Here is an 18,263-nt window from a genome sequence, read left to right as displayed (position 1 = left end):
GACCCGCGCCGGCCGGACTCGCCGCACGAAAAAGCAGGCCGAGGTTGCGGGTTTTCGGGCACGGCCCGCTCGCGTCAACTCACGCTCTCCGCGCTGTAGCGCGCGAGCAGGCCGCTGCGCGCGGCATAACGGTAGACGCGCACGAAGAACCAGGAGGCCGCCACGATGTAGAGCGCCGCGAGGCCTCCGCTCCACAGCAGCGCCGTCTGCGAGACCGTTCCGTCCAGTACGATCGCGCGCATCGCCTCGAACACGTAGGAGGGCGGCAGCAGGTAGCCGATCTGCTGCATCCAGCCGGGGAGCGTCGAGAGCGGGTAGAAGACGCCCACGAACGGGGAGAGCAGCGCCGGGACCGGCCAGACGAGCCACTCGGACGCCGGGCCGAGCCGCAGGACGACGGCGCTCGCGAAGATCCCGAGGGCGATGCCGAACAGGAAGAGGACGAGCAGGAACGGCACGAGCATCAGGCCGTAGGCGAAGAACGAGAGACCGAACACCGCGGTGGCGAGCGCAACCATTACCACGAGGCCGATGGCGCTCGTCGCGATACTGGTGACGACGAGGCCGGCGACGTACTCCGCGATCGACAGCGGCGAAGCGAAGACGTTCAGGAAATTGCGCGACCACACGTCCTCGAAGAAGGCGATCGTGACGCCCTGCATGACCCGGCCGAAGAAGTCCCAGAGCAGCACGGCGCCGAGGAGCGTGGAGACGAAGCTGAAGCCGGGCGAGGTGACCGCGTGGAGGTACCGGGTGATGAAGCCCCAAAGCACGATGTCGATCGCCACCCAGACGACCAGCGGCACGACCCGCGCCGGACTTCCGCGCATGAGATAGAACTGGCGCAGCACGAGGGCGGCGACGCGGTCGGGGCGCACGGTCAGGCGGTCTCGAGCGTCAGCGGCTCGCGCGCGACGGTGATGAAGAGCTCCTCCAGGGTGCTCTTGCCGTGCGCGCGGGGCAGCGTCTTCGGGTCGCCTTCGAGCAGGATGCGCCCGTGCGAGAGGAACAGCACGCGGTCGCAGACCTCCTGGACCTCGTACATGTTGTGGGACGTCCAGAGCACGCCGCCGCCCTCGCGCCGCGTGAGGTCGCGGATCTTCGCGCGGGTTTCCCGCGCGGTGGCCGGGTCGAGCGACGCCGTCGGCTCGTCCAGCAGCAGGAGGTGCGGGCCGTTGAGCATGGCCTTCGCGAGCTGGGCGCGCGACTGCTCGCCCGACGAGAGCAGGCCGCACTTCGTGTCCCGAAAGGGGCCGAGATCGAACTGCTCGAGCAGGCTGTCGATGCGCGCGGCCAGCCGGGGCACGCCGTAGATCAGTCCGAAGAAGCGCAGATTCTGGTAGACCGTCAGGTTACCGGGCAGCGGTGCGTAGACGGCGGTGAAGTTGGTGCAGGCGAGGGCGCGCGACCTTTCGGTCGCGACGTCCCGCCCTTCGATGCGGATGCGGCCCGACGTCGGTTCCAGCACCCCGAGAATCATGTTGATGGTCGTGGTCTTGCCCGCGCCGTTCGGTCCGAGGAGACCGACGATCTCGTTGTGCCGGACATCGAACGAGACGTCGTCCACGGCCTTTGTGTGGCCGAACTGTTTGCTGAGGCGGGCGACCGAAAGGACCTGGGTGGCGTCGGGCATCGTGGACCGGCTCCGGGCGACCCGGCATTTGGTCATAGAGCGGCAGGCCTGGCAATCCCCCGATAGGCCGCGCGACGTCATGGATAAACACCGGCAACCGGCGAGAACGTCACGTCGTGGTCGGCGACGATGTCGGTTCGGTGTTGCGCGAGGACACTATTCACGAAGCGCGCGATGTTGGTACGCTGCGCGGCGTCGTGCTCTCGACAACCACAAACAGCAAGGAGGACAGGCATGGCCAGGTACAGCAAGAAGGCGTCGAAAAAAGTCGCCAGAGCGATGCGCGAACGCAAGAAGGGAACGCTTAAGAGCGGGCGGTCGGGCAAGAAGGTCAAGAGCCGCAAGCAGGCCATCGCCATCGGGCTGTCCGAAGCCCGGCGCGAAGGCGAGAAGGTGCCGCCCCCGAAAAAGAAACGGCGCGCCAAGAAAAAGAAGTAGCGGCGTCGCCGTTCTCTCCGGGGCCGACGCCGCCGTCGCAAGCCTGTGAGTGACGCCGGCATGGTCGAGCGGCGGGGGCGGTTTCCCCTCGCCGCGCTGCTCGCCGGCGCCACCGCGATCGGCCTCGCTCCGATCTTCGTCCGGCTGTCCGAGCTCGGGCCGACCGCGACCGCGTTTCACCGGCAGTTTCTCTCCCTGCCCGTCCTCGCCCTGTGGCTGTCCTGGGCGAGGGTCGCGGGACCGGCCGCCGGCGGCATCCCCGGCCGCGGGATGCACGCGCTTTTCGCCGCCGGCCTTTTCTTCGCCGCGGACCTCGCCGTGTGGCACCGCGCCATCGGCATCACTTCGGTCGCGAACGCGACGCTGCTGGCCAACTTCGCGCCGGTCTTCGTCGCCGCCGCCGGCTGGCTCTGGTGGCGCGAGCGCGTCCGGTCGGGCCTGGCGCTTGGCTTCCTGCTGGCGTTCGGCGGGGCGGCCGTGCTCATGGCCCACAGCCTCACGCTCGATACGCGGCGACTCGGCGGCGATGCCCTCGGGCTGCTCACCGCCGTCTTCTATGCCGGCTACCTCACGCTCGTCGCGCGCAGCCGCAGCCGTTACGCGACGGCGATCGTGATGTTCGTCACCAGCGCGGCGAGCGCGGCGGCGCTGTTGCCGCTCGCCCTGCTCTCCGGCGAGAATCTCGTTCCCGCGACGACGCGCGGGTGGCTCGTGCTGTCCGGCCTCGCCTTCGTGTCGCACGCCGCGGGGCAGGGGCTCATCGCGTACGCGCTCGCGCACTTGCCGGCCGCGTTCGGCGCCGTGAGCCTGCTGTGGCAGCCGGTGGCCGCCGCGCTCTTCGCGTTTCTCATCCTCGACGAGCCGCTCGGCGCGTGGCAGCTCGCGGGGGCCGCGCTGGTGCTGTCCGGCATCGCGACCGCGCGCAACGCAAGCCTGGGCGGGAGGTGACATGAGCTTCAGGAACGTCGAAGTCCGGAAGAAGGCGAACGTCTATCACGGCGGCAAGGTGACGAGCCGCACGGTGATCACCCCCGACGGCGAAATGAAAACGCTCGGGGTGATGCTGCCCGGCGTATACCGGTTCAGTACCGAGGCGCCCGAGCGCATCGACATCACGCAAGGCCACTGCCGGGTGAAGCGCGCCGAGGACAGCGGCTGGACCGACTATCAGGAGGGAGAGACGTTCTCGATCCCCGGCCACTCGCATTTCGAGATCGAGGTCGTCGATTTTCTCGATTACGTCTGCCACTTCGACTGATACCTCATCCCGCCCCCGATGGCGTCGGGGCCATTCCCGCATGGCGGGCGCCGGGCGGCGGAATCGGTTCGACCGGCGAACCGTGCGCGTCGCGACCCCTCGTTATACTCATTCGTATCCCGACGAAAAGGAGGACGGCAGTGGAGCGGGGAGACTCCGTGGCGACGGGCCCCATCCGCGGCCCGAACCTCGAGACGACGCGAACGATCCGCGCGGACCCGAGTCGGACACCGACGGCGGCCGGTCGCGGCCGCGGCGGCGCGCGCTGAGGGCGCCGGCTTGTCGTTCCGGCTGAAGACGATCGTCGGCGTCGCCCTGATCGAATCCGTCCTGCTCTTCCTGCTCGTCTTCTACAGCCTGCAGCTGCTCAAGAACTCGAACGTCGCCGAATTCACGGCGCGCGCGCACACCACCGCGACGCTGCTCGCGGCCACCACGCGCACCGCCGTGCTCGCGCAGGATGCCGCCGCGCTCGACCACGTCCTCCGCACCGCCATTGAGCATACGGGTGCGCTGTACGCGCGGGTGCGGGATTCGGCCGGCCGCGTCCTCGCCCAGGCGGGGTCGCCGGTCGCGCCTACGCCGACCGCCCTGCCGGACCCGCGGCCGGAAGAGATGCGCGACGGCGTGTTCCACACGTTCGCCGACATCGGCGAGTCGGGCGTGCGCTTCGGGCGCATCGAGCTCGGTTTTGCCACCGACGGGCTGCGGACCGTGCTGCTCGAGGCCAGCCGAAAGACCGTCACGATCGCGGCGCTCGAGGTCATGCTGGTCGTGGCGTTTTCGTACATGCTCGTGATCTATCTCACCCACGCGCTCGACGCGATCAAGGTGGGTGCGCAGCGCATCGCCGGCGGCGAGCCGGGCTACGAGGTGGAGGTGCGCGGCAACGACGAGCTCGCCGAGACGGCGCGCGCCTTCAACGGCATGTCGAACATGCTCAAGCAGGCGTTTCGCGAGCGGATGCGCGCGGAGGCCGAGCTCATCGCGCTGAACCAGGACCTGGAGCGCCGGGTGGAGCAGCGCACCGAGGAGCTGGAGCAGGCGTACCGCAAGATCGAGCGCCAGGCCCTGTACGATCCGCTGACGTCGCTTCCCAACCGCGCGCTGTTCCATGCCCGCCTCGCGGAGACGATCGAGGAGGCGCGCCGGTCGGGGAGGGGTTTCGCGCTCGCCATCCTCGATTTCAACGGATTCAAGGAGATCAACGACACGCTCGGTCATCATGCCGGCGACCTCGCCCTGCAGCAGATCGCCGTTCGTCTGCGCACGGCCGTCGAGCCTTCGGCCACGGTCGCGCGCCTCGGCGGCGACGAGTTCGCGCTGCTGCTGCCCGGCGCCGGCGATCTCGCCAGCGCGACCCGCGCCTTCGATCGGGTGCCGGCGGTGTTCGAGCATCCGGTCCGCATCGGCGCACGCACGGTGTCCGTCGGCGCGAGCATCGGCGTCGCGCGCTATCCGCAGGACGGCACGGACCCGAGCCTCCTGATGCGGCGCGCCGACGTCGCGATGTACAGCGCCAAGCGCCGCCGGCTCGACTACGTTCTTTATACCCACACGCTCGATCCGGGACAGCTGGCGCAGCACTAGCCGCCGGGCGCCGGCGCGGCTCTCGCCGGTTTGAAGTCCCCCGCCATCCGGAGTACTCTCCCGCGCCTGCATCGGGGGGTGTCATGCGCGTTCTGCATACGATGATACGGGTGGGCGATCTCGAGCGCTCGCTGCGCTTCTACACCGAGGTTCTGGGCATGAAGCTGCTGCGCCGTAAGGAGTATCCGGACGGCAAGTTCACGCTCGCGTTCGTGGGATACGGGTCGGAGGCCGAGCACGCCGTCATCGAGCTCACCTACAACTGGGGAACGGAGAAGTACGACATGGGTAACGCCTTCGGGCATATCGCCGTCGAGGTCGACGACGCGTACGCGGCCTGCGAGGAGATCAAGCGCCGGGGCGGCAACGTCGTCCGCGAGGCCGGGCCGATGAAGCACGGGACCAGCGTGATCGCGTTCGTCCAGGATCCCGACGGGTACAAGATCGAGCTGATCCAGAAAGGAACGCAGGGTGGCGCCGCCGCGTGAGCTGCTCGCGTGGCTGGACAGCGTTCCGCTGATCCCGCTCGCGATCGGCGCCCTGTTCCTGGGCCTTGCGCCCTTCACGCCGGAGCCGCACGTCTGGCAGAAGATCAAGATGCTCGCCGCGGGGCAGCTCTCGCGCCCGCTCGACATCTTCGATCTCCTCATGCACGCGGCGCTTCCGGTGCTGCTCGTGCTCAAGCTCGCGCGCCGCGGGCGCGCCGCCTCGCACCCGACCCATTGAGTCCGCCCGGCGAGAGGCCGGGGCGCCGGCCGTCGATCGCGGTCATCGTGCCGTTGTGGCGGGAGAGCGAGCCCGCCGCGCTCGATTCCCTTTCCGGCGACAATATCCCCGACGAGCTCATCCTGGTCGAGGTCGCGGGCGACGCCGTGACCGGCGCCGCGCTCGATGCCCGGACGGCGAAGATCGGAATCGGCCCGCTGCCGCCCCGGCGCCTGTCCGCGCCGCGTGGACGCGCCGCGCAGATGAACCGCGGCGCCCGCGCGGCGGGGGCCGACGTGCTGCTCTTCCTGCATGCGGATACGCGGTTGCCGCCCGGCGCCCTCGCGCGAGTCCGCGAGGTCGTCGCCGGCGGGCGGGCGTGGGGGCGCTTCGACGTGCGCCTGTCGGGCGGCGCTGCGGTCTTCCGGGCGATCGAGTGGCTGATGAATTGGCGCTCCGCCGTCACGGGCATAGCGACGGGGGACCAGGCGATCTTCGTGCGGCGCGACGTCTTTCGGATGCTCGGCGGTTTTCCGGCCATCCCGCTCATGGAGGATATCGCGCTCTCGACGCGCCTCAAGTGGGTGGAGCGGCCGGCGCGGCTGCGCGACCGGGTCGTGGCGTCGAGCCGGCGCTGGGAGCGCGACGGCGTCGCCCGGACCGTGGTCAGGATGTGGCTACTGCGCGGCCTCTACGGAATCGGCGTCTCCCCCGGGCGGCTGGCCCAATGGTATAAGTAGGCCATGCCCCAGCCGGCGCTGATGATTTTCGCGAAGCAGCCATTGCCCGGGCAGACGAAGACCCGCCTTCTTCCCGATTACTCGCCCGAGCAGGCGGCGGCAATCGCGGAGGTGATGATCCGCGAAACGGTCGGCCTCGCCGTCTCGAGCTGGCCCGGCGATATCTACCTCTGCGGCGCGCCCGACACCGACCACCCGCTGTTCGAGGAGCTCGCGCGCGACTTCCGGCTGCGGCTCCTCGACCAGACGGGCGCCGATCTCGGCGCGCGGATGCTCGCGGCGCTGCGTTTCGGCATCGAGCGCCACGGCGCGGCCGCCGTGCTCGGCTCCGACGTGCCCCACTGCCGTTGGGACGTGCTCGACGAGGCGAACGCGCACCTGGCCAAGGGGCGCAACGTGCTGGGTCCCACCGAGGACGGCGGCTACTATCTCATCGGGCTGACCGAGGCGCACGACGCGCTGTTCGCCCGCATGCCGTGGGGCGGCGCGACCGTCCTCGAGGAGACGCTCGCGCGCGCGGCCGCGATCGGTCTCCACTTCGAGTTGCTCTCCCGCCTGCGCGACATCGACACCGCCGCGGACCTCTGGCTCATCGGCCGGGGATACGAGCCGTTGATGCGCTTCCTTTGATCCGACCGCGCGTCGCATCCTCTTTCGCGCTCGCCGTGGCGCTCGTGCTGCCCGCGGCGCGGCCCGCGCTCGCCGAATGGCTGAGCGGGCACGAAGCGATCATGGGGACCGAGGTGCGCGTCGAGCTGTGGCACGAGGACCCGGACGCGGGCCGCGCGGGAATCGCCGCGGTGATGGAGGAGATGCGGCGCATCGATCGCCTCATGAGCACGTACAAGCCCGAGAGCGAGCTGTCGCGCCTGAACCGCGAGGCGGCCCGCGGCCCGGTGCGCGTGAGCCGCGAGCTTTTCGATCTCATCACCCGCGCGCTCGAGTTCTCGCGGCTCACCGGCGGCGCGTTCGACGTCACCTACTCGAGCGTCGGGTACCTCTACGACTACCCGCGCGGCGTCGCGCCGAGCGAGGAGGAGATCGCGCGGCGACTGGACGCGATCGACTATCGCCACGTCGTGCTCGACGCGGCCACGACCACCGTGCGTTACGCGCGCGCGGGCGTCCGTATCGACCTCGGCGGCATCGCCAAGGGCCATGCGGTCGACCGGAGCATCGCGCTGCTCGCCGGGCGCGGCGTCGCCGCCGCCATCGTCACGGCGGGCGGCGACAGCCGCGTGCTCGGCGATCACCGGGGACGCCCGTGGATGATCGGCATCCGCGATCCGCGCCGCCGCGAGGACGTGGTCGCGGTCCTGCCGCTCGTCAACGCCGCGATCTCCACCTCGGGCGACTACGAGCGGTACTTCGAACGGGACGGCGTGCGCTATCACCATATCCTCGACCCGAAGACCGGGAAGTCGGCGCGAGGCCTGCGCAGCGTGAGCATACTCGGACCGGACAGCACCACGACCGACGCGCTGTCGACGAGCGTGTTCGTGCTGGGCGCGGAGCGGGGAATGCGGCTGGTGGAACGGATGCCGGGCGTCGACGCGCTGCTGATCGACGACAGCGGGCGGCTGAGGTTCACGGAAGGGCTGCGCAAGGCGATCGAGGGTCGAGATCGCTGACCGGGGGCGCGACGCGCCGCCGGGCCGAGGTCGCCTCCGGTGCGTCCGTCCCCGGCTGTCGGGCGCGCCTTGGCGCCTCAGGCGATGTGCAGGACGGACATGCGCATCTTGCCGTCCTTCTTCACGATCTTCCGCCAGCTGCTGTTGTCGTTCATGGTGATCCAGCGCCGCTCTTCGGTACGGTAGAACCAGTCCTTGTCCTGCTGGTAGTAGATCTGCGCGCCCGGGGTCTCGAGTATGTTCAGGATCTCGTTGCCGTGCGCGCGAATCTCGTCGAAGTCCGTCGTCGCCTTCTGTCCCATTTCGCTGTAAAGCTCGTTGAGATCGAGCAGCAGGGAGTTGGTTTCCTTCTCCATCTGGGTCGCGTTCAGGCCGATCTTGCGCGCTTCCTCGAAGAGGATCGGGTAGTTGTGCGACGGATACTTGGCGTTGAGCGTGTTGGCGATCTGCTCGGCCCTCGCCTGGTCGTCGATGTGGTAGGAGAGCAGCTCCCGGCAGAGCATGATCGACAGCGACTCGGCACGGTCGACGGCGCCGATCACGAGTGGGTGGACGTACTGGAAGAGGGCGTGGTACGGGTTCGATTCCTCGCTGCCTTTCTCGCTGCGCCACAGCCGCACGACGCGCATCAGCTCGTCCAGGCTGACGCTGACGCGGTCGTTGTCGCGATCGATGGGGGAGAGATCGTGGGTCAGCGAGGTGTCGACGGAGGTCAGGTACGCCATGGGACCCATCCGGATCTCGTTGCAGCCCAGGGCCATCATGGTGGCCGCCGAGGCGCACTCGATCGGAATGAGCGCGACCAGCTCCCGGCAGTACTGGCGGATCAGGTTGACGATGCGCAGCGAGGCGCGGCCCGTGCCGCCGTTCGACTTGATGAAAAGAAAGATCCGGTCGCGTTTCCCGAGGCCTTCCAGCAGCTCGTAAAGGGCGACCACGTCGTCCTGGCAGACCGATCCCCGGGGATTGTTCCAGTAGGCGATCAGGGTGCCGTCCAGCACGTTCTGGATCTTCTCGATGATGGCCTGGGTCTTTTCGAACAGCACCGGCGGCTGCTTGATGGCGGGCTTCTTCTTGAGATCCTCGTTCGCCATGGACATGACGTTCTGCTCCTCGTTGCGGTCGTTCACCGGTGGGCACGGTCGGCGGGCCGGCGCACCCGGCGCGCGCCGGCGCGTCGCCGTTCGCGCGGCGCGGCGTGATCCGTCGGTGTTTCCTCTCTTTATAGACAGCGGGAGGCGAACGCGCGAGCCGGCGGGAGAAGGCGAGGCGGGCGTTGGAGCGCGGCGTCTGGCCGTGCCCCCGTCCGCCCTCTCCCCGGCGCGGGGGAGAGGGCGGGCGTCGGACTAGCGCTTTTCGGCGGTTTTGACCGGCGGGGCGTCGGGCACGTAGGCGTTGAAGCCGAGCAGGAGCCACACCTGCATGCCGCCGCGGTAGTAGTAGATTTTGTTCGTGGGGTAACCGAGCTTCACCAGCGCGCGGATCGCGCGGGGCGACTGGTCGCACCAGGGGCCGTTGCAGAAGAGGAGCACGTCCTTCGCGCGCGAGAAGTCGTAGGGGAACGCCCGCTTTGCCTCGCCCAGCTCGTCCATCGCCCGGTGCTCCATGTCCGCGTAGTTGACCGACTGGCCCTTGCGGACGCCGAGGAGCTCCAGGGTCTTCACGAGCTCCGGATCGGTTTCCCTCAGGTCGAACACCGTGAACGGGATGTTGATCGACCCGGGGATGGTGCCCTTCTGGTACCAGGACGGCGTGCGGGCGTCGACCAGGACGCCGTTGCCTTTTTCCAGCTTGTTCTTGGCGAACTCGAGCAGCTCGAGCTCGGCCACGGTGTTGACCCCGGGCGCGATCTGCATCGGGTGCACGCAAAAGGGCGGGCACTTGCGCGAGGTCTTCGCGAAGCCCCCGCTGAGCTCGTGCTCCGGGTCCTGCACGCGTTCGATCGTGTACTTCTTGCCCTGGGCGAAGAACGTGACTTCCGGCAGGTACTCGGTGATGTTGACGTCCTTGGCCGGGGCGGGCGCGGCGCCGAGAGAGGAGCCGAGCAGCAGGCTGGTGAGCAGGATCTTTTTCATGAAGCGTTCCTCAACGGTTCTTGGTCGAAAGCGCGATGATGCGGTTCAGCACGGGGAAGAAACGGGCGGCTCCCCCGGAGCGCGACTCCCGGTATTCGGCGTAGACCTTCGTTCGGTCGTCGGCGCCCATCATGGAGTAGAGCGCGTAGCTCGCCGGAAACTCCGCGTTGAGCTCCCGCTCGAACTGCGCCTGATCGGCGGCCACCGGGGTCGCGGCCGCCGGCTGGCTCACGCGCCGTTCGAGCAGCTCGCGCTCGCGGCGTGCCTTGCCGAGGGACTCCAGCCGGTCGCCTTCCGCGTTGATGGCGCTCAGGTAATCGTCTGCCTCCGCCGGGGGCGGCGCGCCGGCGATCACGGCGCCGAGCGCCAGGGAGGCCAGCAGCGCGACGACACCTCGCCGGATGAGATGGGGGGATCGGATCATGACGCAGTCCTCGCTGTGAATCGGGCGCCGGGCCGTTCTCGGCGCCTCCCTACAGATGTAGCAAGAAGCGTGCGCGCTATCCGATCAGGTGATCATGAACAAGAGGGAAAATCGTTTTCCCGTTGACGGCCGTCAACAGGCGCCGGGATCTGGAATCAGTCGACGAGGGCGCCGCCGCAGCTGCTGCCCGCGCCGGCCGTGCAACCGAGGCAGTGCACGTCCGTGGCGATCGGCTGTCCGGCGAGCGACGACGCGTCGACGTCCCAGAGGTATCGGTGCGGCCGGGCGGCGAGCGGCAGGTCCAGCATCTGGTTGAAGTCGCAGTCGTACACGCGTCCGAGCCAGTCGACCGAAAGCAGGTGCCGGCACATGAGGCCCGGAAGCGTGGCCGGGTTGAAGCTCTCTTCGAGGAGCGCCATGTAGCGCCCGTACTCGCCGGTGCGTTCGAGGTAGTGCGCGAAGCGGTTGATGGGGAGGTTGGCGAGGGTGAGCAGGCGGTTGAACACGATCCCGAACTCGTCTGCCAGCCGGCGCTTGTAGTCCGCCTCGAGCTTTCGCTGGTCTCCCGGCAGGTACGCGCCGCCGGGGTTGTACACCAGGTCGAGCGCGAGGCGGGGCTCGCGGGCGTAGCCGGCGTCGTTCAGGGCGCGCAGGGCGCGGATGCTCTTGTCGAACACGCCCTTGCCGCGCTGCGCGTCGACGTTGTCGCGCGTGTAGCAGGGCAGCGAGCCGACGAGGCGCACGCCCCGCGCGGCGTACCAGGTCGCGAGGTCCTCCTGCCCCGGCTCGGTGAGGATCGTGAGGTTGCAGCGCGAGGTGACCGCGCAGCCGAGCGCCAGGAAGCCGTCGACGAAGCGCCGGAATTCGGGGTTCGTCTCCGGCGCGCCGCCGGTGATGTCGACCTGCCGGATCCCCGAGCGTCGCGCCCAGTCGAGGATGCGCGCCATCGTCTCCCACGTCATGACTTCGGTGCGCTTCGGTCCGGCGTCGACGTGGCAGTGCGAGCACGCCTGGTTGCACAGGCGTCCGACATTGACCTGCAGCTCGCTCAGGGGCGCACGCAGGAGCGCGCCCTCGCCGTGGCGGGACAGCACCGCGCGGAAGCCGCGCGGCGAGCGCAGTTCGGTGATCGGAATCGCGCGGGTCGCCATCGGACGATTATCCTACCCCGCGCGGCGACCGGAAACACGCGCGCCCGCGACGCCGGCGCATCAGCGTACGCCGCGCTCCAGCCGCTCGAGGCAGTCGAGGAACCCGGCGTCTTCCGGCGGCGTCCCCGCGCGCTGCGCGCGCCAGAGCATCTCGGCGAGGCAGTCCATGATCGCGTGCTGCACGGCGTGGTCGTCGGGGAGCTTCTGCCGGAGCGTCCGGTATCGCTCGCGCATCCCGCGCGGCTGGTCGATGGCGAGGCCTTCCTCGATCGCGAGGTGCATGGCGAGGTGCATGAACGGGTTCGTCTCCCCGAGCCCGGCCGGAAAGTCGCGATCGGCGTGCGCCTCGGGGTGATCGAGGAAACGGTGGTACTCGGGGTGCCGCAGGGCCACGTCGACCACGAGCCGCTCCACCCCTTCCAGCGGCTCGTTCGCGCGGTGCCGGCGCCAGGCCCGGAAGAACACCTCGCGCAGCCCCGCGCGGTCCGTTCCGTACATCACGCCGCCTGGGTGCGGAACAGCCCGAGTACCGCCGAGTACTGGTACAGGTGGTTGGCGTCGTCGAGCGGACCGATCTCCCCGTTCCCGTACATGCCGATCACGGGCAGTCCGGGGAAGCGCGCGGTGAGGAGCTCGAGGTCGCGGTCCCGGTTGCCGTAGAAGTGCGGGCCGCGTCCCATGCACGGGAAGAGCAGCGCGAAGCTCGGCGCGTCGCCGAGCGCACGCGCCGCGTCCTCGATGGTCTGACGCATGTCGCGCTCGGCGGTGAGCGCGTCGCGCATCGCCCAGAAGAGCCGCTCGCCGCGGCTCAGCGGGTGCGAGAGCGTGATCGACTGGTCGCCGAGATTCGCCGCGACGATGTGGTTCAGCCGGTAGCGGCCCTCGCGGATCGCCGTGAGCGGATCGCCGAACGTGACGCCGCCCATGATGAGGTGCAGCGGGATGCGTTCCAGCTCGCGCACGCCGACGGGCAGGGACTTCACGAGCACGTTGAGCGCCGGGTAGTTGCCGAGGCGCTTCACGTCGTAGCCCTGCACCTCGGCGACCTCGATCGGGGACGTCAGCGCCCGCACGCCCTGCGAGGCGCGCAGCACGCCGCGCACGCCGAGCAGGATCGCGTCCGCGCGGCCGGATTCGGCTTCGCGGCCGCCCGCCCAGACCTTGAACGGACCGTGCCCGAAGAGATCGCCGGAGACCGCGCCGACGCGCTTCACGGGCACGTCGAGCCAGTCGGCGGTGAGCCCGGCGGGCGTGCACAGGCTGAGGATGATCGCCTCGTCGTCCAGCGGCGCGGGACCGATGGGGGCCGGCGTGACCGGGGCCGCGAACACCATTGCGGCGGCACCGGGACTGTCCAGCACCCATTCCTCTTCCGTCAGTATGCCGGCCGCCGTCGCGCCGATGACCTGCAGGCTGCCGGCGGCGCGCGCGGCCGCGCGGATCGCGGGACCGGGGTTGGCCGCGTAGTGCGGCGTGAGGAAGAGGAGCACCGCGCCCGCCCGCTCGAGCCGTGCCCGCTTGAGCGCCCGGGAGACCGCGCGCGCCGCGTGCTCGGCCTCTGCGCGCCCGCCGTAGCTCAACCCTGTCGCGGCCGGTGCCCTCATTTTTTTACTTTATCGCCGTACCTGCACAAATCATAGATGACACAGCGTTCGCAGTGCGGCACGCGCGCGGTGCAGGTGTAGCGGCCGTGCAGAATCAGCCAGTGGTGCGCGTGCCGCCGGTACGGCCGCGGCACGGCCTGCATCAGCCGGTCCTCGACCTCGCGTACGTGGCGCCCGGGGGCCAGCCCCGTGCGGTTGGCCACGCGGAAGATGTGCGTATCGACCGCGATCGTCGATTCGCCGAACGCGGTGTTCAGGATCACGTTCGCCGTCTTTCGCCCGACTCCGGGCAGGGCTTCCAGCTCCTCGCGCGTGCGAGGCACCTCGCCGGCGTACCTGTCCGCGAGCACCTTCGACGTCTTCAGAATGTTCGCGGCCTTGGTGTTGTAGAGGCCGATGCTCTTGATATGGCGCTTGAGCCCGCGCAGGCCGAGCGCCAGCATCGCCTCCGGCGTGCGCGCGATCCTGAAGAGCTCCGCGGTCGCCCTGTTGACGCTGCGGTCGGTGGCCTGCGCCGAGAGGATGACGGCGACCAGCAGCTCGAAGGGCGTGCGGTATTCGAGCTCGGTCGTGGGCGCCGGGTTCGCGCGCTTCAGCCGGCGAAACAGCTCGCGGCGCTCGCTTTCCGAAAGCAGGGAGACGGGGCCGGCGACGGCCCGCCTGGCGGTGGCGTTCATGGGATCGACGCGATCTCGAGTCTTGAATCTTTGATGTTGAATTGCCGTAGGCGCTGCGCTCGCCTCATTAATTCAACATTGCGTATTGAATATTCGACATTCGCGCGAGCGCCGTCCTCGTCATTCCGGCGCCGTGCCCCGCGGGCGTGCGCTCGCGCGTCTTTGCCGCGAGCGCTCGAGCGCGGCCTCGAGGTCGCGGCGGATCTGCTCGGGCGGCGGAATGTCCGCGAGCGTCGGCTCCGCGCTTCGACGCCGGACCCGCTCCCTGCGCGCACCGAGGCGCAGGAGCCGCGACCCGGTGCGCTCGCGCCACTCGTCCGCTTCCGCCCGGGCGTACTCGTTCCACGGCGCGGCCGCCGCCGGCGGGGCGGGGACGAGCAGGATGCAGTCGACGGGGCAGGGCGGCACGCAGAGCTCGCAGCCGGTGCAGAGCGGAGCGATGACGGTGTGCATCTGCCGCCGGCTTCCGACGATGGCGTCGACCGGGCAGACGTCCAGACACTTTCGGCAGCCGATGCAGCGCGCCTCGTCGACGGCCGCGCGCACGCGCGGCCGCGGCGCTCCGACCCCGGGATCGAGCGGCTTCGGCGGAACGCCGAGCAGCCGCGCGAGCGAGTGGAGCGTGTAGTCCCCGCCCGGCGGGCAGCGGTTGAGGTCCGCCTCGCCGCGCGCGACCGCCTCCGCATAGGCGCGGCAGCGCGGGTAGCCGCAGCGGGTACACTGCGTCTGCGGCAGGCAGGCGTCGATGCGGCCGACGAGGTCCTCCGGAGCCATGCCCCCAGTGTGCCCGCGCCTGGCCGGCGAGGCAATTTCAGTCGCGTCCGGGGACCAGCTCCGAAGGATCGTGCAGCCGGCCGCTCTTCATCACGCGATGGATGCGCTGGAGGTGAGTGATGTCGGCGAGCGGATCCGCGTCGAGGACGAGCAGGTCGGCCGCCTGGCCCGGCGCGACCCGGCGCAGCTCGTTCCGGCCGAGCGCGGCGGCTCCGCCGAGCGTCGCGGCGCGCAGCGCCTCGAGGGGCGAGAGGCCGGCGGCCACGAGCAGCTCGAGCTCCCGGTGCAGGCCCGGCCCGTGCAGCGTGCCGATGTTGCCCGCGTCGGAACCGGCCGCGACGATCGCCCCGGCGGCCTGCAGGCGCCGCAGGTTCCACGTCATCGCCGGCGTGATGCCCTTCGGGGCCGGTCCGCGGCGCTTCGCCGGGATCCAGGCGATGTCCTCGAGTGTCGCGATCGCCTCGGGATCGCCGAAGCGCCGCGCGAACGGCGAGAGGGCGAGCTTTCCCGACAGCGCCTCGCGGTAACCCTCTTTCACGGCGAGGGTCGTCACGTAGACCACCCGCCGGTCCACGATCTCGCGCACGAGGGCGGTGTCGATGCGCGCGTCCTCGATGCCGTGCGCGAGGATGTCCGCGCCCGCCGCGACGGCGAGGCGCGCGAGCGCGAGCTGCGTGGCGTGCACGGCGACGCGGGCACCGCGCCGGTGCGTTTCGTCGATCGCCGCGCGCAGCCGCTCGGCGTGCGGCGCGAGCGGCTCGCCCGGCACGGGAACGAACCAGATCTTGATGAGGTCCGCCTGCGCCGCGAGGTTCCTGGCGACCAGCTCGCGCGCGTGCTCCACCGAGCGCATGCGCAGGATCGGCGGATCGTCCTGCTCCAGCTCCGGCGGCGCATGGGTCGCGAGCAGCGGTCCGGCGGCGACCACCGTCGGCGTCGTCTCGACCTCGCGGGCGCGCCGGCGCGCTTCGAGAATCCAGCGCGGGCCGCCGGCGTCGAGCACCGAGGTGACGCCGCTCGCCAGGTAGCGGCGCAGCGTGTCCGGGATCTTGGCGCGCACCATCGCGGTCTCGTCCTCGTACGAGCGACGGTCGCGCAGATCGATCACGTCGGGCCGCGTGTACAGCCCGCCCGACTGGAAGAGATGGACGTGCGCGTCGATGAGCCCCGGGACCAGATATTTTCCGGTCGTCTCCACGATCTCGGTGTCCGGCGGGATCGGGGTCTCCGACCGGGGACCGACCGCGGCGATGCGGTCCCCGTCGACGAGTACGACGGCGTCGTCGAGAGGCACGCGCCGAAAACCGTCGATCACCGTGCCGCCGACCAGCGCGACGCGGGCCGACGCGATCGGGGCGAGGAACAGCAGGAGCGCCGCGAGGATGGCGCCACGACGACCGGGGACGGCTCGCATGGATCGACTTTGGCACGCGCCGCGCGTCGATCTCAATGCGGCATTCTCCCCACCCGGCCGGAACGACGCACGCGTTCGCGTCGGAATGCTCGCGCCGAGCCGGGCCGGTGGAGCACGGCGGAGGCCGTTCCCCCTACAATACGCACGATGGCGGATTCAGCGGGCGACGGCCGGACCGGTTCCTTCACCGCGCGCGGCGGGTGGTGGGTGCTCGCGCAGATCCCGGTCATGCTCGTGGCGGCGCTGCTGCCGGTCGCCACCGGAGCGGGCGGCTGGGCGCCCGCGGCGGGGCTTCCGATGCTCGGCGCCGCGCTGACCGCGTTCGGCGTCGGGCTTTCGATCGCCGGCCTCGTCCGCCTGGGCGAGGCGCTCACGCCGTTCCCGGCGCCGCGCGCGGGCGCGCGGCTGCGTACCGACGGCCTCTACGCGCGCGTGCGCCACCCGATCTACGCAGGGCTCATCGTCGCCACGCTCGGGTGGTCGCTCTGGTGGTTGAGCGCGGGCGGGGTCGCGTACGCCGGCCTCGTCTTTCTCTTCTTCGACCGGAAGGCGGCGCGCGAAGAGGCGCGCCTGCTCGCCGCCTACCCGGAGTACGCCGCGTACCGGCGCGCTGTCGCGAAGTTCGTTCCCTGGTTATATTAGCGCCGCCCGGTTGCGGGTCACCCGACCCTGTGCGGCACGGGACTTTTGGGGCAGGGACACGCCGATGGGACGCGCACGCGCCGGGTACCTCGTTGCGCTTTACGGACTGCTGCTCGCGGCCGCCTGGTCGGCCGACGCGATCGCCGGCGCGGGCCTGCATCGCAGCGGCCGCTGGTTCGCCTACGAGGGCAGGCCGGTGTACCTCGTTGGCTTCGACGTCCAGGAGCTCGCCTGCAATCCCGCCCTCGACTACGAACGCGCGCTCGACGAGCTTGCGCGCTATCGCCTCAACAAGGTTCGCATCTGGACCTACTGCTGGTTCGGCACGACCCGCTTCGGCGCGCTGACCCCGTGGGTACGCGACGCGAGCGGGCGCCACGACCTGGAGCGCTTCGACGAGCGGTACTGGGCGCGCGTGCGCGACGTGGTGGCCGCCGCGCGGAAGCGCCGCATTTTCGTCGAGGTCACCGTCTTCGCGCCGTACCCGAACCGGCCCGGCTACTGGTGGGGCGATCCCGATGTGCGCAACGCCTGGAACGCCGAGCACAACGTGAACGGCGTGTTCACGACCAACGCCGAAGGCCATTTCTATCCGCAGTTCTACGACCTCGACTACGCCGAGCGGGGCAAGCGGCTTCGGGACTATCAGCGCGCGCTGGTCGAGAAAACCGTTTCGGAACTGGGCGCCTTCGACAACGTGTACTTCGAGATCGCCAACGAGTTCGCGGTCGAGGGCTGGGGCGCCCCGGCCGGCGCGATCGAGCGCATATACCCGTGGCAGCGCCACTGGGCGCGCGCCGCCGCGGCGCTGACCGATCGGCCGATCGGGGTGCACGCGGACGCGGACGGGAAAGGCAAGGGCGCCCGGTACTACGCGGACGAGCCGGCGGTCGACGTGCTCAACTTCCGCCTGCCGGAATCGACGCCCGAGGAGATCGGGGAGCGTCTGCGCCCGTTCCTGCGGAGCGGGCGGATCCTCGCGATCAACGAGGCGCCGTTCGACTTCCACCAGGACCTGGACGGGGCGACGCGCTACGCGTGGGCGATGTTCCTCAGCGGCGGGCACTTCGCTGCCTACGAGGACGACGTCGCGCGCATCGGGTCGCCGCAATGGCGCGCCATGGCGAAGCGCCTGCAGGTGCTGCGGGAGACGGCGGAATCGGTCGATTTCAGGAAGCTCTCGCCGGTCGACCGCCGCGGCCGGCCCTACGACCGCCTGATCAGGCAGGCGCCCGCGGCCGGGAGCCGGATGATGGCCGATCCCGGCCGCGCCTACATCGCCTGGTTCTGGGGGCGGCCCGCGGGCACGCCCCTGGTTCTGAAGCTGCCGGGGGGCCGCTACGTCTACCGCTGGCAGGACGCGCGGGACGGTCGCGTGCTGCGCAAAGGGAGCGTCGAGGGCGGAGGAATCCGCTCGATTGCCCCGCCGCCGGCCGGTGCCTGGCAGGAGGGCAGCGGCGTCGTGCTCGCGATACGCGCCGTCTCGACGAGGTAAGGCGCGGCTTCG

22 protein-coding genes are annotated in these 18,263 nt (G+C 70.2%); 11 read left to right on the top strand and 11 right to left on the bottom strand.

Going from position 1 to position 18,263, the window contains the following annotated elements; translation table 11 throughout:
• Nucleotides 1-74: 74 nt before the first annotated feature.
• Both SVA_RS13660 and SVA_RS13655 read right to left on the bottom strand, forming a co-directional pair.
• Entirely contained in the window at nucleotides 75-878 is an 804-nt protein-coding gene (locus SVA_RS13660) for an ABC transporter permease (RefSeq protein ID WP_096461743.1), read from the bottom strand.
• A 2-nt stretch (nucleotides 879-880) separates the two neighbouring features.
• Complete coding sequence (locus SVA_RS13655) at nucleotides 881-1,633, bottom strand: ABC transporter ATP-binding protein (RefSeq protein WP_096461742.1); 753 nt, start codon at nucleotides 1,631-1,633, stop codon at nucleotides 881-883.
• Nucleotides 1,634-1,867: 234 nt separating this feature from the next.
• On the opposite strand from SVA_RS13655, the gene SVA_RS13650 reads away from it, so the two are divergent.
• The 9 genes from SVA_RS13650 (at nucleotide 1,868) to SVA_RS13610 (ending at nucleotide 7,995) form a co-directional block, all read left to right on the top strand.
• The gene (locus SVA_RS13650) at nucleotides 1,868-2,071 is read left to right on the top strand and encodes a DUF6496 domain-containing protein (protein WP_096461741.1); all 204 of its coding nucleotides are present in this window, start codon (nucleotides 1,868-1,870) and stop codon (nucleotides 2,069-2,071) included.
• A 45-nt stretch (nucleotides 2,072-2,116) separates the two neighbouring features.
• Nucleotides 2,117-3,019, top strand: coding sequence for a DMT family transporter (locus SVA_RS13645; RefSeq protein ID WP_197703208.1), 903 nt, complete (start codon nucleotides 2,117-2,119; stop codon nucleotides 3,017-3,019).
• A gap of 1 nt (nucleotide 3,020) precedes the next feature.
• Nucleotides 3,021-3,329 carry a pyrimidine/purine nucleoside phosphorylase gene (ppnP, locus tag SVA_RS13640; RefSeq protein WP_096461739.1) on the top strand — a complete coding sequence of 103 codons (309 nt, stop codon included), beginning with the start codon at nucleotides 3,021-3,023 and terminating at the stop codon, nucleotides 3,327-3,329.
• 279 nt (nucleotides 3,330-3,608) lie between these two features.
• A complete protein-coding gene (locus SVA_RS13635; protein WP_169924102.1) occupies nucleotides 3,609-4,919 on the top strand; it encodes a diguanylate cyclase domain-containing protein in 1,311 nt (436 codons plus the stop codon).
• An 83-nt stretch (nucleotides 4,920-5,002) separates the two neighbouring features.
• A complete protein-coding gene (gene gloA / locus SVA_RS13630; protein WP_096461737.1) occupies nucleotides 5,003-5,407 on the top strand; it encodes a lactoylglutathione lyase in 405 nt (134 codons plus the stop codon).
• The gene (locus SVA_RS13625) at nucleotides 5,391-5,645 is read left to right on the top strand and encodes a hypothetical protein (RefSeq protein ID WP_197703207.1); all 255 of its coding nucleotides are present in this window, start codon (nucleotides 5,391-5,393) and stop codon (nucleotides 5,643-5,645) included. The genes gloA and SVA_RS13625 overlap by 17 nt, the downstream gene beginning before the upstream one ends.
• The gene (locus tag SVA_RS13620; protein WP_096461736.1) at nucleotides 5,642-6,364 is read left to right on the top strand and encodes a TIGR04283 family arsenosugar biosynthesis glycosyltransferase; all 723 of its coding nucleotides are present in this window, start codon (nucleotides 5,642-5,644) and stop codon (nucleotides 6,362-6,364) included. The genes SVA_RS13625 and SVA_RS13620 overlap by 4 nt, the downstream gene beginning before the upstream one ends.
• Before the next feature lie 3 nt (nucleotides 6,365-6,367).
• Entirely contained in the window at nucleotides 6,368-6,994 is a 627-nt protein-coding gene (locus SVA_RS13615) for a TIGR04282 family arsenosugar biosynthesis glycosyltransferase (protein ID WP_096461735.1), read from the top strand.
• A gap of 35 nt (nucleotides 6,995-7,029) precedes the next feature.
• Nucleotides 7,030-7,995, top strand: a complete 966-nt coding sequence (locus SVA_RS13610) for an FAD:protein FMN transferase (RefSeq protein WP_197703206.1) — start codon at nucleotides 7,030-7,032, stop codon at nucleotides 7,993-7,995.
• 77 nt (nucleotides 7,996-8,072) lie between these two features.
• On the opposite strand, the gene SVA_RS13605 is transcribed toward SVA_RS13610, so the two are convergent.
• The 9 genes from SVA_RS13605 to SVA_RS13565 all read right to left on the bottom strand — a co-directional run bounded on the left by SVA_RS13605 (nucleotide 8,073) and on the right by SVA_RS13565 (nucleotide 16,114).
• Nucleotides 8,073-9,089, bottom strand: coding sequence for a hypothetical protein (locus SVA_RS13605; RefSeq protein WP_096462960.1), 1,017 nt, complete (start codon nucleotides 9,087-9,089; stop codon nucleotides 8,073-8,075).
• Nucleotides 9,090-9,341: 252 nt separating this feature from the next.
• Nucleotides 9,342-10,070, bottom strand: coding sequence for a rhodanese-like domain-containing protein (locus SVA_RS13600; protein WP_096461734.1), 729 nt, complete (start codon nucleotides 10,068-10,070; stop codon nucleotides 9,342-9,344).
• Between the two features lie 10 nt (nucleotides 10,071-10,080).
• Nucleotides 10,081-10,494: a hypothetical protein gene (locus SVA_RS13595; protein WP_096461733.1), complete on the bottom strand. Its 414-nt coding sequence runs from the start codon at nucleotides 10,492-10,494 to the stop codon at nucleotides 10,081-10,083.
• A 155-nt stretch (nucleotides 10,495-10,649) separates the two neighbouring features.
• Nucleotides 10,650-11,645: an arsenosugar biosynthesis radical SAM (seleno)protein ArsS gene (gene arsS, locus SVA_RS13590; protein ID WP_096461732.1), complete on the bottom strand. Its 996-nt coding sequence runs from the start codon at nucleotides 11,643-11,645 to the stop codon at nucleotides 10,650-10,652.
• A 60-nt stretch (nucleotides 11,646-11,705) separates the two neighbouring features.
• Nucleotides 11,706-12,143 (bottom strand): DUF1841 family protein, encoded by a 438-nt coding sequence (locus SVA_RS13585; protein WP_096461731.1) that lies wholly within the window; start codon nucleotides 12,141-12,143, stop codon nucleotides 11,706-11,708.
• A complete protein-coding gene (locus SVA_RS13580) occupies nucleotides 12,143-13,249 on the bottom strand; it encodes an FIST C-terminal domain-containing protein (protein WP_096461730.1) in 1,107 nt (368 codons plus the stop codon). The genes SVA_RS13585 and SVA_RS13580 overlap by 1 nt, the downstream gene beginning before the upstream one ends.
• On the bottom strand, nucleotides 13,246-13,926 hold the full coding sequence (gene nth / locus SVA_RS13575; RefSeq protein ID WP_096461729.1) for an endonuclease III: 681 nt from the start codon (nucleotides 13,924-13,926) through the stop codon (nucleotides 13,246-13,248). Before nth ends, SVA_RS13580 begins: the two co-directional genes overlap by 4 nt.
• A 120-nt stretch (nucleotides 13,927-14,046) precedes the next feature.
• Nucleotides 14,047-14,700, bottom strand: coding sequence for an RnfABCDGE type electron transport complex subunit B (locus SVA_RS13570; protein WP_096461728.1), 654 nt, complete (start codon nucleotides 14,698-14,700; stop codon nucleotides 14,047-14,049).
• A 37-nt stretch (nucleotides 14,701-14,737) separates the two neighbouring features.
• A complete protein-coding gene (locus SVA_RS13565; RefSeq protein ID WP_096461727.1) occupies nucleotides 14,738-16,114 on the bottom strand; it encodes an amidohydrolase family protein in 1,377 nt (458 codons plus the stop codon).
• Nucleotides 16,115-16,261: 147 nt separating this feature from the next.
• On the opposite strand from SVA_RS13565, the gene SVA_RS19820 reads away from it, so the two are divergent.
• The gene (locus tag SVA_RS19820; protein WP_169924101.1) at nucleotides 16,262-16,756 is read left to right on the top strand and encodes a methyltransferase family protein; all 495 of its coding nucleotides are present in this window, start codon (nucleotides 16,262-16,264) and stop codon (nucleotides 16,754-16,756) included.
• Between the two features lie 64 nt (nucleotides 16,757-16,820).
• A complete protein-coding gene (locus SVA_RS13555) occupies nucleotides 16,821-18,251 on the top strand; it encodes a hypothetical protein (RefSeq protein WP_096461726.1) in 1,431 nt (476 codons plus the stop codon).
• Nucleotides 18,252-18,263: the final 12 nt, after the last annotated feature.

The organism is Sulfurifustis variabilis, from assembly GCF_002355415.1.
Taxonomy (GTDB): Bacteria; Pseudomonadota; Gammaproteobacteria; order Acidiferrobacterales; family Sulfurifustaceae; genus Sulfurifustis; species Sulfurifustis variabilis.
Note: the sequence above shows the minus strand (reverse complement) of the source record. Positions and strands in the feature narration are given on the sequence as shown.

Bases quoted from the DNA above. Each gene is read 5' to 3' on its own strand.
- nth (WP_096461729.1), bottom strand. From the start codon at position 13,926: ATGAACGCCACCGCCAGGCGGGCCGTCGCCGGCCCCGTCTCCCTGCTT.
- SVA_RS13595 (WP_096461733.1), bottom strand. From the start codon at position 10,494: ATGATCCGATCCCCCCATCTCATCCGGCGAGGTGTCGTCGCGCTGCTG.
- gloA (WP_096461737.1), top strand. From the start codon at position 5,003: ATGCGCGTTCTGCATACGATGATACGGGTGGGCGATCTCGAGCGCTCG.
- SVA_RS13555 (WP_096461726.1), top strand. From the start codon at position 16,821: ATGGGACGCGCACGCGCCGGGTACCTCGTTGCGCTTTACGGACTGCTG.
- SVA_RS19820 (WP_169924101.1), top strand. From the start codon at position 16,262: ATGGCGGATTCAGCGGGCGACGGCCGGACCGGTTCCTTCACCGCGCGC.
- SVA_RS13585 (WP_096461731.1), bottom strand. From the start codon at position 12,143: ATGTACGGAACGGACCGCGCGGGGCTGCGCGAGGTGTTCTTCCGGGCC.
- SVA_RS13655 (WP_096461742.1), bottom strand. From the start codon at position 1,633: ATGCCCGACGCCACCCAGGTCCTTTCGGTCGCCCGCCTCAGCAAACAG.
- SVA_RS13650 (WP_096461741.1), top strand. From the start codon at position 1,868: ATGGCCAGGTACAGCAAGAAGGCGTCGAAAAAAGTCGCCAGAGCGATG.
- SVA_RS13615 (WP_096461735.1), top strand. From the start codon at position 6,368: ATGCCCCAGCCGGCGCTGATGATTTTCGCGAAGCAGCCATTGCCCGGG.
- SVA_RS13565 (WP_096461727.1), bottom strand. From the start codon at position 16,114: ATGCGAGCCGTCCCCGGTCGTCGTGGCGCCATCCTCGCGGCGCTCCTG.
- SVA_RS13580 (WP_096461730.1), bottom strand. From the start codon at position 13,249: ATGAGGGCACCGGCCGCGACAGGGTTGAGCTACGGCGGGCGCGCAGAG.
- arsS (WP_096461732.1), bottom strand. From the start codon at position 11,645: ATGGCGACCCGCGCGATTCCGATCACCGAACTGCGCTCGCCGCGCGGC.
- SVA_RS13600 (WP_096461734.1), bottom strand. From the start codon at position 10,070: ATGAAAAAGATCCTGCTCACCAGCCTGCTGCTCGGCTCCTCTCTCGGC.
- ppnP (WP_096461739.1), top strand. From the start codon at position 3,021: ATGAGCTTCAGGAACGTCGAAGTCCGGAAGAAGGCGAACGTCTATCAC.
- SVA_RS13605 (WP_096462960.1), bottom strand. From the start codon at position 9,089: ATGGCGAACGAGGATCTCAAGAAGAAGCCCGCCATCAAGCAGCCGCCG.
- SVA_RS13570 (WP_096461728.1), bottom strand. From the start codon at position 14,700: ATGGCTCCGGAGGACCTCGTCGGCCGCATCGACGCCTGCCTGCCGCAG.